This is a genomic window from Octadecabacter algicola, assembly GCF_021532625.1.
In the GTDB taxonomy this organism is placed as follows: domain Bacteria; phylum Pseudomonadota; class Alphaproteobacteria; order Rhodobacterales; family Rhodobacteraceae; genus Octadecabacter; species Octadecabacter algicola.
The window spans coordinates 33,207-48,661 of sequence record NZ_JAKGAR010000004.1 but is presented as its reverse complement, the minus strand read 5'-3'; the positions used below and the strand labels follow the sequence as shown (position 1 = coordinate 48,661).

Sequence of the window (15,455 nt, the reverse complement as noted above, 5' to 3'; positions counted from 1 at the left end):
TGACATGAATAACGGCAAGCCTCTCGTTCTGGACGCGGACGGAACATTGTTACGCACGGACATGTTGCTAGAAGGCATCTGGAAAGGGTTCGGAACCGACCCTGTTGCCACTCTCAAGGCATTCGCTTTGGTTAAGGATCGCGCCGCATTCAAAGCCGAAATTGCACGTATTGCGCCCTTGCGGGTCGATCTTTTGCCTGTCCACGAAGATATAGCGACAATGGCGCTTGTTGCGCGAGACCAAGGTCGCGAGCTGGCGATTGCCAGTGCTTCGGATGTATCGGTCGTGCAGCCCTTGGCAGATCACTACGGAATTGAGCGGGTCTTTGCGTCCGAGAATGGTGTGAACCTCAAAGGGCAGGCCAAAGCGGATGCACTGGTCGCCGTCTATGGCGAATCGGGGTTTGATTATGCGGGCAACGATAAGGTGGATCGCCTGATTTGGGATCATGCGGATCACGCAATTGTCGTTGGCGATGCCGGTGGCGGTGCAAAGGGGCTAGAGAGTGTGACAAAGGTGAGGGGCGGTTGGTCACCCCGCGCCGTGCTGAAATCCATGCGGCCGCACCAGTGGGTGAAGAATGTTCTGCTGTTCCTGCCACTGATCGCAGCACACGCCTTTTTTCTGGATACCTTTTTGGCTGTTTGCCTTGGGATTGTTAGTTTTTCGGCGGCAGCGTCCTGTATTTATATTGTGAACGATCTGCTGGACATAGAAGCCGACCGTTTGCATGCCACAAAATGCAAGCGGCCATTCGCGGCCGGAACAGTCCCAATTCCTATCGGGATGCTGACGTGCGTCGGGCTTGGTGTATTGGCACTGGGGCTGGCGTTTATGCTGTCATGGGAGATGTTTGGTGTCGTGGCCGTCTACATGGCGCTCTCCCTCGCTTATTCGCTGCGCCTAAAGCGCTTGCGCTGGATCGATATCGCGACTCTTGCGTCTCTCTATACGTTACGCGTCGTTGCAGGCGCTGCGGCCAGTGGGGTGGACGCATCGGTCTACATGCTGATCTTCATCTTTCCCGTATTTGTCGCTCTTGGCTGCGTTAAACGCATGACGGAACTGGCACTTGCAAAGGATGACCGGCGACTTCCTGGGCGCGGCTATGCGCGCGGCGATATGGGTGATTTGTTGAACATGTCGGCGCTGGGCATGGTGGGTGCTTTGGTTATCTTCTTTTTGTATTCATACTCGGATCAGGCATTATCTCTTTATCCGGATCAATGGCTGATGTGGTTTGCCTTGCTGCCGATAGCAGCGTGGCTCTATCGGATGATCCGGCTCGGCTATATGGGTAAAATGGACTATGATCCGATCGTGTTCGCGATGACGGACATGCGTGGAATCGGATACCTCCTGATCACGCTTTCTCTGTTATTCTACGCGGCTGGATTGTGGACCGAATGGTTTACCCGCTTATTTGGCTGACAACACAAAGGCGGGCGATAACAATACGCCTAGATCGACATCTTTTTGAAGATCGGTTCTGGGATCAGTTTAATCACAGTCATCACAGGCCACCAAATCCATTTCGTATAGAGAGTATTGCGTTTCTTGCGCAGGGCCTTGTGGATGTCAGCGACGACTGCATCAGCTGTCGTCATGAACGGCTGATCACCCAGCCCTTGGGTCATAACCGTGTCAACTGGACCCGGTTTAACGGTAAGAACGTGGACTCCATTGCGTCCCAATTGGTTGCGTAGCCCACTGAGGTAAGTCGCAAAGCCAGCCTTAGCTGCCCCATAAACATAATTCCCGACACGCCCACGATCACCGGCAACAGAACCGACACCGACAACGGAACCGCTTCCCTGTTCGCTTAGGACGGGCGCAAGCATCTGCAAGAACCGTGCGGGGCCAGTGAAGCTGTCAGCAATTGTTCCATCCACGAGGGCAGGGTCAGCGTTGATGTCATCTTGGCTTGGCATAGAGCCGACGAACACGGCGCAATTGATCGTGCCGCCTGTGGCAATCGCGGCATCAATGATCGGTTGAAAGGTTGCGGGATCTCGTGCGTCAAAAGCAACCGGGGTAGCACCAGTTGCACTGCGCGCAGAGGCGTCAGCGGCGCTCGCCTCAAGGTCGTCCATGCGGCGACCGGCAAGGATCACGTGCGCGCCAGTTTCGGCGACGGAGCGGGTGAATGCCTTGGCGATGGTAGAGCTTGCGCCAAGGATAATCCAAGTATCGGTCATAGTTTACGTCCTTAAGTCTAAACGGCGTGTCATGTCGGTTTGTAGGTGTTTGTGCGGGTCGGCTTTGGCCGTGGCAGCCGCCCATTTGGGGTGGTCGGTGTACATCGATTTGATTGCTGTGCCCGTGCTGAGCGCGTCTTTGGCAAGGTAGATGCGGCCATTGGCCTTCAACGCGAGGGATTCTAGCTTGGCAATCAGATCTCGGGCAGCGGGCCGGTTTGGGAAATCAATCGCCAATGTGTAGCCTTCCATAGGGAAGGACATGTAGCCTGCGCTTTCCCCATTCAGCCCCGCGCCCATGCGTTTGAGCACTGCGAGAGGGGAGGCGAGGCCAGAGCTTGCAACCTTTTCCATCATCTCACGGAGTACACTGGATTGGTTTAGCGGAACGACGCATTGGAACTGATGAAATCCACGCCTGCCATAGAGCTTGTTCCAGTCGTGGATTTTATCAAGCGGGAAGAAGAAATCGTTGATGGGGCGTACAACCGTTCGGCCTGATTTGGGAACGCGACGGTAATAGAGAGCATTGAAGGCCCGCACGATGGGACTACTTAGGGCCAGATGTGGCGCGTCAAAGGGGATCTTTTTTGATCCGCGCGCTGTGGGTTTTAGCCCGCGGCAGATTTCACCTTCTTCAACAATACCACGACCAAGCGAAGTCCCCGTCGCCATCGCGTCAATCCAACCGACCGTGTAGGGCGCATCAGACCCATCCAGCAGGGCGATATGGTGGTCCCAATCTGTGGCGCGTTGTTCGCTGACCAACATCATGTCCCCACGAGCCTGAGACAGTTGCAGCGTTGCCTGAACTATGATGCCTGTTTGGCCAAGACCACCGCAGGTGGCTTTCCAAATGCTGCCGGATTTTGGCGTGATCGTTTTGGTCTTTTCGCCTTGGATCAATGTGATTGAGGTCACGTGTTGGCAAAAGCTGCCAACATGATGGTGGTTTTTGCCATGCACATCCATGCCAATGGCGCCACCGACTGTTGCAAACCCAGTGCCCGGAAGCACAGCTGGAAGCCACCCTTGGGGCGCAAGCACGCGGGCAAGTTCGCCCAAGGAAATTCCAGCTTCGACGGTCAAAAGGCCTGTGGTTCGATCAAATGCGATAATCCGATCAAGCTGTGTTAAATCTTGTGCTGTACCGCCCGTAATCAGGGCGGCGTCGCCATAACTGCGGCGATTGCCGATTGCGGGGGCGTTGGCGTTTATTTCTGATTGTGTATTTGGCCGCGCAAGGACACCATTCGCGCGCAAGGCGCGGCCCCAGCCAGCATATTCAGTCGAGTTTCGATCGGTCATTTGGTTTCGGCCTTTGCTGACATTCGCTCGGCGAGTGGAAAGACCGCCAAACCAATCAGGATCGCAAACCAGAGTGTTGTAAGGCGAATGACTGCGGTTGCGGGGATGGATATCTCTAGCGGCACGCCTTCGAGTGCCAACAAGGCGACCATAGCCGCCTCAGCCCCGCCGACGCCGCCTGGTGCACCCGTTAGGCCACCCGCGAGGGTCGAGAATGTGAAAATAGCAATGGCTTTGGCAAGGCCAATGTCAGCGCCCATCCACATCAATAAGATGTGAAATGCATAACCTTCCGCGACCCAACCGATCAGACCGAGCGTCAGCGCCGTCGCCATGATCGGGCCACTTGAGAACACCCCAAGGGACTTTGCGGCGATACGGATCCGTGCCATCAGACGGGGAAAACGGCCAATGACGCGGTAAAGAAGGGTGATGCACGCCGCGAGCAATTTAGGACGGGTCGCAACAAATGCTGCGACCAAGGCGAGTGCAGCCACAGGCAACGCCATCGCAATACCTCCAGCAGACATGGCAATGCAGCCTGCAAGGATCAAGGCCATCGCGGCAAGGTCAGATGCGCGATCCATCAACACCAGTGGGGCTGTGCGCTCAACCGCCCAACCGGTCTCACGGCGTAACCAGCGCATACGGATGAGTTCGCCGACCCGACCTGGTGTTACGGACATCGCAAACCCCCCAAGAAAGTGGCGCAAATCTTGCATCAACGTCGTCGGGAGCCCTAATCGGTTTGAAAACAGGTGCCACCTCGCGCCTCGAAACAGGTAGTTCACAAGGCTAAGGGCGAGAAGGGTGGCAATTTGGCCAAACGTCAATTGCATCAACTGGTGCTTGGTCTCTTCCCAACCGGTTGCGGCGGCTAGCCCCGCCAAGCCAGCAATCACAAATGCAAACAGGGCAGCCAATAGCGCGATGTCACGCCAACGGCGCCCTGTACCCTTACGGGCGGGCGTGGAAGCGACCTGAGATGTGTTTGAACTGCTCATGCTCATCCTTTCGCGATTAGCGACAGAATAGGGCGACACTATGACTTTGTGCACGATACGGAAACGGTTTTGCGGGGGCAATCGTCAAACAGGGGGGCAAGGCGCCGAATAGAAAACGCCGGAAACAATATATATGCTTCCGGCGTGGTTTAATGGGCCTCAATCAGCAGCAGGCTTGGTCGCCTTAGATGATTGTCGCTTCTGTCGCGGCGCGCAGATCGTCCTCGCTGACGCCATCAGCGCACTCAACGATCTTCAACCCACCTTCAACGACGTCCAGAACGCCAAGATTGGTGATAATTCGATCAACAACGCCCTTACCTGTCAGCGGCAAAGTACATTCTTTCAGCAGCTTACTGTCGCCATGTTTGTTGGTGTGATCCATCACGACGATCACGCGGCCAACGCCAGCAACAAGATCCATCGCGCCGCCCATACCTTTGACGAGCTTGCCCGGAATCATCCAGTTCGCAAGGTCGCCCTTTTCGTCAACTTCCATCGCGCCAAGAATCGCAGCCGCGATTTTGCCGCCACGGATCATGCCGAAGGATTGCGCTGAGTCGAAATAGGCTGTGCGGTCCATTTCAGTGATGGTTTGCTTGCCCGCGTTGATCAGGTCAGGGTCTTCTTCGCCTTCAAATGGGAAGGGGCCCATACCAAGCATGCCGTTTTCGGACTGCAGCGTGATGTCTTTGTCACCGACGTAGTTTGCAACGAGTGTCGGAATACCGATGCCAAGGTTTACATACCAACCGTCTTCGAGTTCTTCAGCTGCGCGTGCAGCCATTTGGTTACGATCCCACATTATGCTTTCTCCCGAACGGTGCGCTGTTCGATGCGCTTTTCGTGGTCGCCCTGAATGATCCGGTGCACGTAAATGCCGGGCAAGTGGATGCTGTCGGGGTCAAGCGAGCCTGTTGGCACGATTTCTTCGACTTCAACGACGCAGGTTTTTCCGCACATGGCGGCAGGCGGGTTAAAGTTGCGTGCGGTTTTGCGGAACATAAGGTTGCCGGTTTCATCTGCCTTCCATGCCTTCACAATGGCGAGGTCGGCAAAGATACCGTTTTCCATGATGTAGGTTTCCATGGCGCCATCAGCGCCTGTGGGAAAATCTTTGTGTTCTTTGCCGTCCGCGATCACGGTGCCAACGCCAGTTTTGGTGTAAAACCCGGGGATGCCGCAGCCGCCAGAACGCATGCGTTCGGCCAGTGTGCCTTGTGGGTTGAATTCCAACTCCAGTTCACCGGACAAATACTGACGCATGAATTCTGCGTTTTCTCCAACGTATGAGCTGATCATCTTTTTGACCTGACGAGTTTGCAGCAAAATGCCGATCCCGAAATCATCGACGCCCGCATTGTTAGATGCAAATGTCAGGTCTTTGGTGCCAGCATCCTTAATCGCGCTAAGCAGCAATTCAGGAATACCGCAAAGGCCAAACCCCCCCGCTGCGATAAACATGCCGTCATGTAGCAACCCATCAAGGGCCGCAGCGGCGTTTGGATAGATCTTCTTCATTTAACCCCCCGTGTAAATTTGCCGCATTCAAGCGAGCGGTTGACGGGAAGTCAATGAAATTGCTGCACCGCAGCGCAATTTAATGGCAAAATTTTCTGATCGCGGGCATCAATCTTTCTTGGGGCTTGCTTTCTTCTTTGTCGTTGCCTTCTTTGCGGCCGGTTTTTTCTTAGCCGCGGCCTTTTTCGCCGGCGCTTTCTTCTTTGCGGGAGCCTTGCGCGCGACTTTTTTGCCGGCCTTAGCTGCGCGTTCTTCGATCAGCGTCACCGCTTGCGACAATGTCAGGTCAGCCACTTCGATCGTATCGGGGATCGTCGCGTTGATTTTGTCCCACTTTACGTAGGGGCCGTATTTGCCATCAAATACATTCACCGGACCGCCAACATCGGGGTGCTCGCCCAATTCGCGCACTGGCACAGCGGCTTTGCCGCGTTGGCCACGGCTGGCGACCTTGGCGGCCAGCAGCTCAACGGCGTGGTTCATGCCAACGGTGAACACATCGTCAAGGGTCTCGAGGTTCGCATTGGTGCCACCACGATCGGACGTGGATTCCGCGTGTTTCAAATAGGGGCCATAACGCCCGATGTTTGCGAAAACGTTGACGCCATCTTCGGGGTGTTTGCCGATAAATCGGGGAAGGGACAGCAGCTTGACCGCAGTCTCCAAAGTAACCTCTTCTGGCGGCCATTCTTTTGGAATGGATTGGCGATTCGGCTTTTTGTTTTCTTCCGTGACTTCACCACGCTGGGCGTAAGGGCCAAAGCGGCCCTTGTGAATCCAGATTTTGTCGCCGTCATCTTCGCCAAGCATTTTGCCTTCTGGTGGAATGCCGGACGTGTCTTCGGCACCAGGAGGGCCGAACGCGCGGGTGTATTTGCATTCCGGATAGTTGGAACAACCGATAAATGCACCGCCAGAACGGGCCGTGCGCATCGACAGACGTCCAGTCCCACAGTTCGGGCAAAGGCGCGGATCAGTGCCTTCTTCGTTTGGTGGGAATATGTGCGGTGCAAGGACTTCGTTAATTTTATCAAGAACTTCAGTGATGGAGTTGTCCATCGCCTCGTCAATAGTGGTTTTGAAGTCGCCCCAGAAATCAGCAAGCACCTTTTTATAATCGGCGTCCCCAGCGGAGACGTGATCGAGGTCTTCTTCAAGTGACGCTGTATAGTCGTAGCCCACGTATTTGCGGAAATAATTGGTCAAGAATGCCGTGACCAAACGCCCCTTATCTTCAGGGATCAGACGGTTCTTGTCTTTGCGAACATACTCGCGATCCTGAATTGTAGTCACGATGGATGCATAGGTGGACGGGCGCCCAATACCGAGCTCTTCCATCCGTTTGACCAAAGTCGCCTCGGTGTAGCGTGGTGGTGGTTGCGTGAAATGTTGTTCGGGGGTGACCGAGTTTTTGCTCAGCACTTCGCCCTCGGCCATTTGCGGCAGGCGTTTGTCATCGTCATCAACAATATCTGTGTCGACATCGTCGCGGCCTTCTTCGTAAACGCGCAAGAAACCGTCAAACAGCATCACTTGACCTGTGGCGCGCAATTCGACCTGACCATCATCGCTGCCGATATCGACGGTTGTGCGCTCCATGCGGGCAGCAGCCATTTGGCTGGATACGGTACGTTTGTAGATAAGGTCGTACAACTTGCGCTGGTCCGGATCGGCGATCTTGGCGCTTTCGGCATCCAGCATCAGGTCGGTCGGGCGCACACATTCGTGCGCTTCTTGGGCGTTCTTGGCTTTGTTTTTGTAGATCCGCGGCTCGGCTGGGACGTATTCCTTGCCGAACTTGGTCGCGATCGCGTCGCGCGCGGCGGTTACAGCTTCGGGTGCCATGTCGATGCCGTCGGTCCGCATATATGTAATCAGACCTGCTTCGTACAAACGCTGCGCGGCGTTCATTGTCATTCGTGCACCAAAACCGAACTTACGGCTGGCTTCTTGCTGCAAGGTTGATGTCATGAACGGAGCGGACGGGTTGCGATTGGCGGGCTTCGCCTCGACCCGTTTTACGCTAAGGTCGCGGGACATGACCGCCTGTTGGGCCAATTCGGCCTGCGTTTCATTCTCGAGGTCAAACTTTTCTAGCTTCTTACCCGCAAGAACCGTCAGGCGGGTTTCGAAATTCTGGTTACGCGGGGTTTGAAGTTGGGCCCTAACAGACCAGTATTCGCGGTTGTTGAACGCCTCGATCTCCATCTCGCGCTCTACAATGATCCGCAAGGTGACCGATTGCACACGGCCTGCGGATTTCGCACCGGGCAGGCGGCGCCACAACACAGGGCTGAGCTTGAACCCAACGAGGTAATCAAGCGCGCGGCGCGCGAGGTAAGCGTCCACCAACGGCTGATCCACGACACGCGGGTTTTTCATCGCTTCGGTCACAGCGGATTTTGTGATCGCATTGAACACAACGCGGCTGACTGGCGTGTCTTTCTTGATGACTTTGCGTTTGCGCAGCGCCTCTTCGAGGTGCCAAGAAATCGCTTCCCCTTCGCGGTCGGGGTCGGTCGCGAGGATCAGTTCGTTGTCGTCTTTTAAGGCGTCGGCGATGGCCTTAATGTGCTTCTTACTGTCGCTGGCGACTTCCCAAAGCATGTCAAAATCGTTGTCCGGATCAACGGATCCATCCTTAGGGGGCAAGTCGCGAACGTGCCCATAAGATGCCAGAACAGTATAGTCAGACCCCAAATACTTGTTGATTGTCTTAGCTTTAGCCGGAGACTCGACGACAACAACAGGCATGGGAATCCTTTCAAAAGATACAAATCCGAACGTCGCGCAAAATGTGGGTGGGGTTGGGGGATTGTCAATGCAACATCTTGAGAATGAATTGACGTTGCGACAATTCCCCGCTGCTAGGGGCCATTTTGTTGCCTCGTTTTTGGTCTAGTACATCGGAAACTAGAACTGTCTAGCAATGAGGTGAGAGCAAATGAACGAAGTGGTCATAGGGATATGCGTGTTTGCGGTTATTGCTGGTTTTCTTTGGCTTGAACGTGCACTCGATCGTCTCCCTGCGTCTCATTGGGTTAACCAGCTGCGCAAAAAATGGGGCCGTGATGGTTACAGTACAGACGGCGATTTCGGTGACGGTGGTTGCGGCGACTAGCGTAGATTAGTTGGCCCGTGCTAACAGTCCGCCAGCCTGTCGTACGACCTTCCCATCCAGTTCCAAATCCATCAATATGGGGGCCACCGCCGTTGGCGCGGCATTAAGCATCCGCAACAATTGATCTTCGGCCATCGGGTTTGGCCCCAGACGAGATAGGATATCTTGGTGCAGTAGGGCGGTATCATGCAGATTACGAGTTTCCGGTTCGGCAGCAGGGTCAGGGCCTTGGAGGGGCTGCTCTGCTTGCTGTAAGGGCAGCTTTGGCGCAGCTGTTTTTGGGTCACCTAGAATTTCAAGAACGTCAGATGCGCCACGGACAAGGGTCGCGCCGTCGCGTATCAGCATGTTGCACCCAGATGCACGGGCATCAAATGGATGCCCTGGAACCGCCAAAACATCGCGGCCTTGGTCAAGTGCGGTGCGTGCGGTGATAAGGCTGCCTGACTTTGCGGCTGCTTCCACAACAAGTGTTGCCATGCTCATCCCTGAGATAATTCTATTTCGAGCCACAAAATGGCGGGCCATGGGGTGCAGTCCAATCGGTTGATCTGAAATGCGCAGGCCGTCTTTCGCGATTTTAAGGGCTAAGGCCGCGTTTTCGGCAGGGTAGATCACATCAACCCCGCCTGCGACGACGGCAACTGTTCCACTGGAAAGGGCAGCGTCATGCGCCACCGCATCGATCCCGCGAGCGAGACCGGAAACAACGGTGAATCCTGCTTCCCCAAGTTCGCCGGCAAGTTTTCGGGCCATTCGCGTGCCAAGGGATGATGCGTTTCGCGCACCCACCAATGCGATCATCGGCCGAGACATAACTGCGGTCTGTCCCATCATCCAAAGCATCACGGGGGCATCGTCAATTTCAGATAAGGCACTTGGGAAGTCTGCGTCGCCTTCAAACACCAAACGTGCTTTAGCGGCGCGCCCTGCTTTCAGCTCTGCGATTGCTACACCTTCGGGGCAGGGGCGATAATCAGACACTCCGGCGCCATTCGCGATTTCAGGGAGTGCGGCCAAGGCGGCGTAAGCGCTGCCATATTCACGCAACAGACGCCTGTACGTCGCCGGCCCAACTCTACGAGAGCGCAAGAGGCGGAGACGGTTAAGCCGATCGTCTTCCGTGGTGGGTGGGAGTGGGGGGTGAGTGGAAGAAGTGTGGTCTTCGGTCATCCTGATCTCCGCCTGTTGCAGAGTTAGGTTTAGGATCGCAAGGTTAATGGAAGGTTATCAATTCTGGTGCGCGTTCGATCTTTTTGGCAGTCGCCCCATGAGGCCCCAGAAAGCAGCCATACCGAACGGGTCCGACACCGCAATGAAGAATGCAATATGCGGGGACAACGTTTCCATTGTCTTCGACTAGATGCCCCATGCGACTTCGGAGCCCGAGAGAGCCGGCGTTCGAACCAAATTTCTTGGTATCGTAAAGTTGGCCGCAGCGATGGGTCTAGTCGTCTTGCACATAAATATTCACGCCAATCGCTGTAGGGTGAAACACTCGAACTGCGCCCCAGTACAGCAGGGCCAATATAATGCCGATGCCCATAAAGCCGATAACTTCAGGATGAAGGAAAAACCGTCCACCATTCAGCAAAATTGTTGTCAAAAGGCCGCCCAGTGCACCGCCCAAAATGGCAACGCCCCATCCAGCATAGCCTTTCGTGGCGGCCCAAGAGCTGGCCGGGACCGCACCTAATAGAACAATCCATGAAAAGAGCGGAGAGATCACCAAAAGGAACGCCATTGAGCCAATCATTTCGGGCGTGTCGCCGCCAAAGTAGGACACGAGCGTCAGCACGCCTTCTATTAGGGCACCAATCGCGGGCGCGCCGAATAGAATCGCGAGTGTTCCCGTTAAGACAGGCCAATACCCGGCCTTTGAGATACCTGCTGGTGCTGTGCGCCAAAACGGAAACCGTGATGTTGTCACGCGGCGGCTCCGCCAACGGTGAGACCACCGATCATCAAGCTTGGTTGACCAACGCCAACAGGCACCCATTGGCCTGCCTTGCCGCAGTTGCCGATACCAGGATCCAAGGCCATGTCATTGCCGATGCCGCGAATCTGCTTCATCGCCGTCGCACCGTCACCGATCAAAGTCGCGCCTTTAACAGGTGCGCCGACTTTGCCGTTTTTGACGCGGTACGCTTCCGTGCAGGAGAAAACGAACTTTCCGTTGGTGATATCCACCTGACCGCCACCGAAACCAATGGCGTAGATCCCGTCCTTCAATCCCGCGAGCATGTCCTTGGGGTCCGCATCGCCTCCCAGCATATAAGTGTTGGTCATGCGTGGCATCGGAATATGGGCGAAACTTTCACGGCGTCCGTTCCCCGTCGGGGCGACTCCCATCAGGCGCGCATTCTGCCGATCTTGCATATAGCCAACCAGTACACCGTCTTCGATCAATACGTTCTTGGCGCTGGGCGTGCCTTCGTCATCTACAGTGATTGACCCACGCCGATCCGGAATGGTGCCGTCGTCCAGTACGGTCACACCTTTAGCGGCAACCTGTTGGCCCATCAGACCCGCAAAGGCGGATGTGCCTTTGCGGTTGAAATCACCCTCAAGCCCGTGGCCCACGGCCTCATGCAGTAAAATTCCGGGCCAACCTGGCCCAAGCAAGACATCCATGACGCCAGCGGGCGCGGCCTCGGCCTCTAGGTTGACGAGGGCGATTCGTAGCGCTTCCTTTGCGACGGGCTGCCAGTGTGAAGGGGATGTCAGCCCGATGAGACCCGCACGGCCACCGCCGCCCGTTCCGCCAGTTTCGCGACGGCCGTTTTCTTCGACGATCACCGAGATGTTAAGGCGGCTCATCGGGCGAGTGTCTGTTACCAACATGCCGTCAGGGCGCAAAATCACGACTTCCTGGTGAGACGCGGCAAGAGTGGCGCTGACTTGCACAACGCGCGGGTCCAGATCACGACAGAAGGCATCGATTTCCTTCAATAGGTCAATTTTCGCGGGGAAGGTCGCTTCGGCCATCGGATCCGCGTCGGTATAGAGAACCGTATTTGTGCGGGCTGGGCCATCTGCTAAAGATCCGCCGCCATCGCCGACGGCCAGACGGGTCGTCGCAACGGCGCGGCGTAAAGCGTGTTCATCAATTGTGGTGGAGTGGGCGTATCCAGCGACTTCGCCCCGTACCGCACGCAACCCGAACCCTTCGGATGCGTCATAGCTGGCTGTGCGAATGCGCCCATCATCAAACGACAAGACTTCAGAGCGGCGTCGCTCGAGAAACAATTCGCCGTCATCCGCCCCCGCAGTTGCATCACGGACCATCGCCAGAGCAGTTTCCTGATCCAAATTTGTTTCAAACGGGCGGAAGGGGTCGTTAGACATTGGCTTATTCCAGTCTGTTTCTTTGATTTAGATCAAAAAGCGACCCTTTGACACAGCAACAGTGAGGGCAATCTCTTGAGTTGGCTCACAGGATATGGGATGACCGCGTCTGAATACAACGGGATTCCGTTTGGAATCTCTTGGGAATTAAAGACTGCGCGGGGCCGCGCCATTATCACAGGGATCAAAAAGCAGATGATGACATTTGTGAAACGACTGGGCTTAGCCGCCGGCGCAGCATTCGGCGCAAACGCCGCAACAGCGCAGACTGCAATCGAAGACCTCGAAATTGTGGGCGCTCCAACGCCCGGTGCCATGGGCTTTCAGCCTGCCGCAACTGAACTTGCGCGCGATTTGCAGTGGCTGGATGGTTTCTTGCTCGTGATCATTACGATCATTTCCTTGTTCGTCGTTGGTTTGCTGGCATGGGTGATCCTGCGCTACAACGCCAAGCGGAACCCAGAGGCCGCGACATTCACCCACAACTCTCCACTCGAAGTGGCTTGGACGATTGTTCCGATTGTGATTCTTGTCTTTATCGGCGCGTTTTCCCTGCCGATTCTGTTCAAGCAGCAGGAAATTCCTGAGGGCGATATCAACATCACGGTGACAGGTTACCAGTGGTTCTGGTCTTATGAGTACACAGACGAAGATATCTTCTTTGAAAGCTATATGATTGGCTACAATGAGGGTAACTTGAGCGATAATATCGTCGCACAGCTTGAAGAAGCCGGTTATTCTGAGGACGAGTTCCGCCTTGCGACAGACACTGCCGTTGTTGTGCCGATGGGTGCGACGGTTGTGATGACTGTTACAGGTGCTGACGTGATCCACTCTTGGACGATCCCAGCATTTGGCGTGAAGCAGGATGCGGTTCCTGGCCGCTTTGCCCAGCTTTGGTTTAACGCAGAACGTGAAGGCATCTACTTTGGCCAGTGTTCTGAGTTGTGTGGCAAGGACCACGCCTACATGCCGATCACCGTCAAAGTCGTACACCCTGACGTATATGAGGAATGGCTCGCCACTGCGCGCGAAGAATTCCCAGCCTAAATTAGAGTGGGGTGGGGCGAACCCACCCCCTCACATTCTTTCGCCACTGTTAGGTGGGTGACGCCCACCTGCCCAAAGGAAGCACATGACCGACGTGACCAATCAAACACAGATGCAAGAAGCGCAGATGGGCGATTATTTCGCCCTGATGAAGCCGCGCGTTATGCAGCTGGTCGTGTTTACTGCCCTCGTTGGTTTGCTGGTTGCTCCTGTAGGCGTTAACCCGTTTGTCGGTTTTGTTGCGGTCTTGTGTATCGCAGTTGGGGCCGGGGCTTCGGGTGCTTTGAACATGTGGTGGGATGCCGATATCGACGCCATCATGAAACGTACCGTCAACCGTCCGATCCCATCGGGTGCGGTACAGCCGGGTGAAGCCTTGGCCATTGGCCTGACACTGTCCGTGTTCGCCGTCGTTCTGTTGTTCTTGGCAACGAACATTCTGGCGGCTGGCCTGCTGGCCTTTACGATTTTCTTTTATGCCGTTGTCTATTCTATGTGGCTGAAACGCTCGACCCCGCAGAACATCGTGATCGGTGGCGCCGCTGGCGCCTTTCCTCCGATGATTGGTTGGGCTGTCGCAACAGGAAGCATTTCTATCGAAAGTATCCTGATGTTTGCGCTGATCTTCATGTGGACTCCGCCGCACTTCTGGGCGCTGGCGTTGTTCGTAAAATCTGACTACGGCGACGCAGGTGTGCCGATGTTGACCGAAACGCACGGTCGTACGGTAACACGCAATCATATCCTAGCTTACTGCCTGCCGCTGGTGGCTGTGGCGCTTGGCCTTGGATTTACGTCCATCGGCGGACCATTCTACTTGCTTGTTGCTGTCGTGCTGAACGTTTGGTTCCTGAAAGGGTGCTTTGCGATCTGGAAACGTACGGACGTGGACAGTGATGCGGACAGCCATGCGGTTGAACGCCGTACATTTGTCGTCTCTATCTACTACCTGTTTGGCCATTTCGGTGCGTTACTGATTGAAGCGATCTTGCGCGCTTACGGGCTGACAGCTTGGGCGGGGTGGTGATCCATGGCGATTAGGGTTGAACACGAAATCCACACACGCCGCAAAGGCCGTAACACGGGTGTATTCCTTCTCCTGGTCGGCATGGTCGGCATTGTTTTTGGCCTGACTGTGGTTAAGGTTTTGGGATTGACTGACGTGCGCCAGCTAGAACGCTTCGATCATGTTGCTCGCCCTCAACTGGAACCTGGCGCGATGGAAGCCGCACAACAGCGTGCTGATGATGCCGCCGCCCAGGGCGAGGCATCCGAATGAATCTGAACCCGTTTAACCGCATCCCTGATGGACCATCGCGCACTGCAGCGCAGGCGGTGTCTGTGGTTGTGTTGATGGGAGGATTGGCTTGGGCGTCCGTACCATTTTACGATTGGTTCTGCCGGGTCACAGGGTTTGGGGGCGTCACGAGTGTTGCGCAGTCCGGATCTGAAACGATTCTGGACCAGACGATCACCGTCCGCTTCGAAAGCTCCACAGCGCGTGACATGCCATGGACATTCAAACCCGTGCAGCGGGAAATGGAAGTTCGCATCGGTGAAACGGTTCTTGCTTATTACGAAGCAACGAACCCGACAGATGAACCGATTGCCGGTGCCGCTTCCTATAACGTCGCCCCTTATGAGGCAGGCGCGTTCTTTGAAAAGATCGACTGTTTCTGTTTTGAACAGCAGGTGCTGCAAGCTGGTGAAACCGTTTCGATGCCTGTTTCCTTCTTTGTCGACCCCGCGATCGTCGACGATTATGAAGGGCGCTATATCCATACGATCACGTTGGGCTATACATTCCACCGGAATGATCTGCCCGAAGAAACCCAAAACGCAGCTTTGGATTCGACCCAGAGCCCCGACTTAAACTAACGACTTGAATTGAAGACCAAACCCAC

15 protein-coding genes are annotated in these 15,455 nt (G+C 55.3%); 6 read left to right on the top strand and 9 right to left on the bottom strand.

Annotation, left to right across the window (positions count from 1 at the left end; all coding sequences use genetic code 11):
- Positions 1 to 4 precede the first annotated feature (4 nt).
- Positions 5 to 1,432 carry a UbiA family prenyltransferase gene (locus L0666_RS15320; protein WP_235262524.1) on the top strand — a complete coding sequence of 476 codons (1,428 nt, stop codon included), beginning with the start codon at positions 5 to 7 and terminating at the stop codon, positions 1,430 to 1,432.
- A gap of 29 nt (positions 1,433 to 1,461) precedes the next feature.
- Here the strand turns inward: L0666_RS15320 and L0666_RS15315 are convergent, their stop codons facing one another.
- The 6 genes from L0666_RS15315 to topA all read right to left on the bottom strand — a co-directional run bounded on the left by L0666_RS15315 (position 1,462) and on the right by topA (position 8,786).
- Positions 1,462 to 2,199, bottom strand: coding sequence for an SDR family NAD(P)-dependent oxidoreductase (locus L0666_RS15315; RefSeq protein ID WP_235262270.1), 738 nt, complete (start codon positions 2,197 to 2,199; stop codon positions 1,462 to 1,464).
- Positions 2,200 to 2,202: 3 nt separating this feature from the next.
- Positions 2,203 to 3,507 carry an FAD-binding oxidoreductase gene (locus L0666_RS15310; protein WP_235262269.1) on the bottom strand — a complete coding sequence of 435 codons (1,305 nt, stop codon included), beginning with the start codon at positions 3,505 to 3,507 and terminating at the stop codon, positions 2,203 to 2,205.
- Complete coding sequence (locus L0666_RS15305; protein WP_235262268.1) at positions 3,504 to 4,511, bottom strand: lysylphosphatidylglycerol synthase transmembrane domain-containing protein; 1,008 nt, start codon at positions 4,509 to 4,511, stop codon at positions 3,504 to 3,506. Before L0666_RS15305 ends, L0666_RS15310 begins: the two co-directional genes overlap by 4 nt.
- Positions 4,512 to 4,695: 184 nt before the next feature.
- A complete protein-coding gene (locus L0666_RS15300) occupies positions 4,696 to 5,319 on the bottom strand; it encodes a 3-oxoacid CoA-transferase subunit B (RefSeq protein ID WP_235262523.1) in 624 nt (207 codons plus the stop codon).
- Positions 5,316 to 6,032, bottom strand: a complete 717-nt coding sequence (locus L0666_RS15295) for a CoA transferase subunit A (RefSeq protein WP_235262267.1) — start codon at positions 6,030 to 6,032, stop codon at positions 5,316 to 5,318. Before L0666_RS15295 ends, L0666_RS15300 begins: the two co-directional genes overlap by 4 nt.
- Before the next feature lie 108 nt (positions 6,033 to 6,140).
- Positions 6,141 to 8,786: a type I DNA topoisomerase gene (gene topA, locus L0666_RS15290; protein WP_235262266.1), complete on the bottom strand. Its 2,646-nt coding sequence runs from the start codon at positions 8,784 to 8,786 to the stop codon at positions 6,141 to 6,143.
- Positions 8,787 to 8,976: 190 nt separating this feature from the next.
- On the opposite strand from topA, the gene L0666_RS15285 reads away from it, so the two are divergent.
- The gene (locus tag L0666_RS15285) at positions 8,977 to 9,153 is read left to right on the top strand and encodes a hypothetical protein (RefSeq protein WP_235262265.1); all 177 of its coding nucleotides are present in this window, start codon (positions 8,977 to 8,979) and stop codon (positions 9,151 to 9,153) included.
- A 6-nt stretch (positions 9,154 to 9,159) separates the two neighbouring features.
- Here L0666_RS15285 and dprA read toward each other — a convergent pair whose 3' ends face one another.
- The 3 genes from dprA to tldD form a co-directional block, all read right to left on the bottom strand.
- A complete protein-coding gene (gene dprA, locus L0666_RS15280; RefSeq protein ID WP_235262264.1) occupies positions 9,160 to 10,326 on the bottom strand; it encodes a DNA-processing protein DprA in 1,167 nt (388 codons plus the stop codon).
- A 274-nt stretch (positions 10,327 to 10,600) separates the two neighbouring features.
- Positions 10,601 to 11,083 (bottom strand): hypothetical protein, encoded by a 483-nt coding sequence (locus L0666_RS15275; RefSeq protein WP_235262263.1) that lies wholly within the window; start codon positions 11,081 to 11,083, stop codon positions 10,601 to 10,603.
- Positions 11,080 to 12,501, bottom strand: coding sequence for a metalloprotease TldD (gene tldD / locus L0666_RS15270; protein WP_235262262.1), 1,422 nt, complete (start codon positions 12,499 to 12,501; stop codon positions 11,080 to 11,082). The genes L0666_RS15275 and tldD overlap by 4 nt, the downstream gene beginning before the upstream one ends.
- A 195-nt stretch (positions 12,502 to 12,696) precedes the next feature.
- Here tldD and coxB point away from each other — a divergent pair, with 195 nt between their 5' ends.
- The 4 genes from coxB to L0666_RS15250 all read left to right on the top strand — a co-directional run bounded on the left by coxB (position 12,697) and on the right by L0666_RS15250 (position 15,429).
- Complete coding sequence (gene coxB, locus L0666_RS15265; RefSeq protein WP_235262522.1) at positions 12,697 to 13,551, top strand: cytochrome c oxidase subunit II; 855 nt, start codon at positions 12,697 to 12,699, stop codon at positions 13,549 to 13,551.
- 85 nt (positions 13,552 to 13,636) lie between these two features.
- Complete coding sequence (gene cyoE, locus L0666_RS15260) at positions 13,637 to 14,578, top strand: heme o synthase (RefSeq protein ID WP_235262261.1); 942 nt, start codon at positions 13,637 to 13,639, stop codon at positions 14,576 to 14,578.
- A gap of 3 nt (positions 14,579 to 14,581) precedes the next feature.
- Positions 14,582 to 14,830 carry a hypothetical protein gene (locus L0666_RS15255; RefSeq protein WP_235262260.1) on the top strand — a complete coding sequence of 83 codons (249 nt, stop codon included), beginning with the start codon at positions 14,582 to 14,584 and terminating at the stop codon, positions 14,828 to 14,830.
- On the top strand, positions 14,827 to 15,429 hold the full coding sequence (locus L0666_RS15250) for a cytochrome c oxidase assembly protein (protein ID WP_235262259.1): 603 nt from the start codon (positions 14,827 to 14,829) through the stop codon (positions 15,427 to 15,429). The genes L0666_RS15255 and L0666_RS15250 overlap by 4 nt, the downstream gene beginning before the upstream one ends.
- The last annotated feature ends 26 nt before the right edge of the window (positions 15,430 to 15,455 follow it).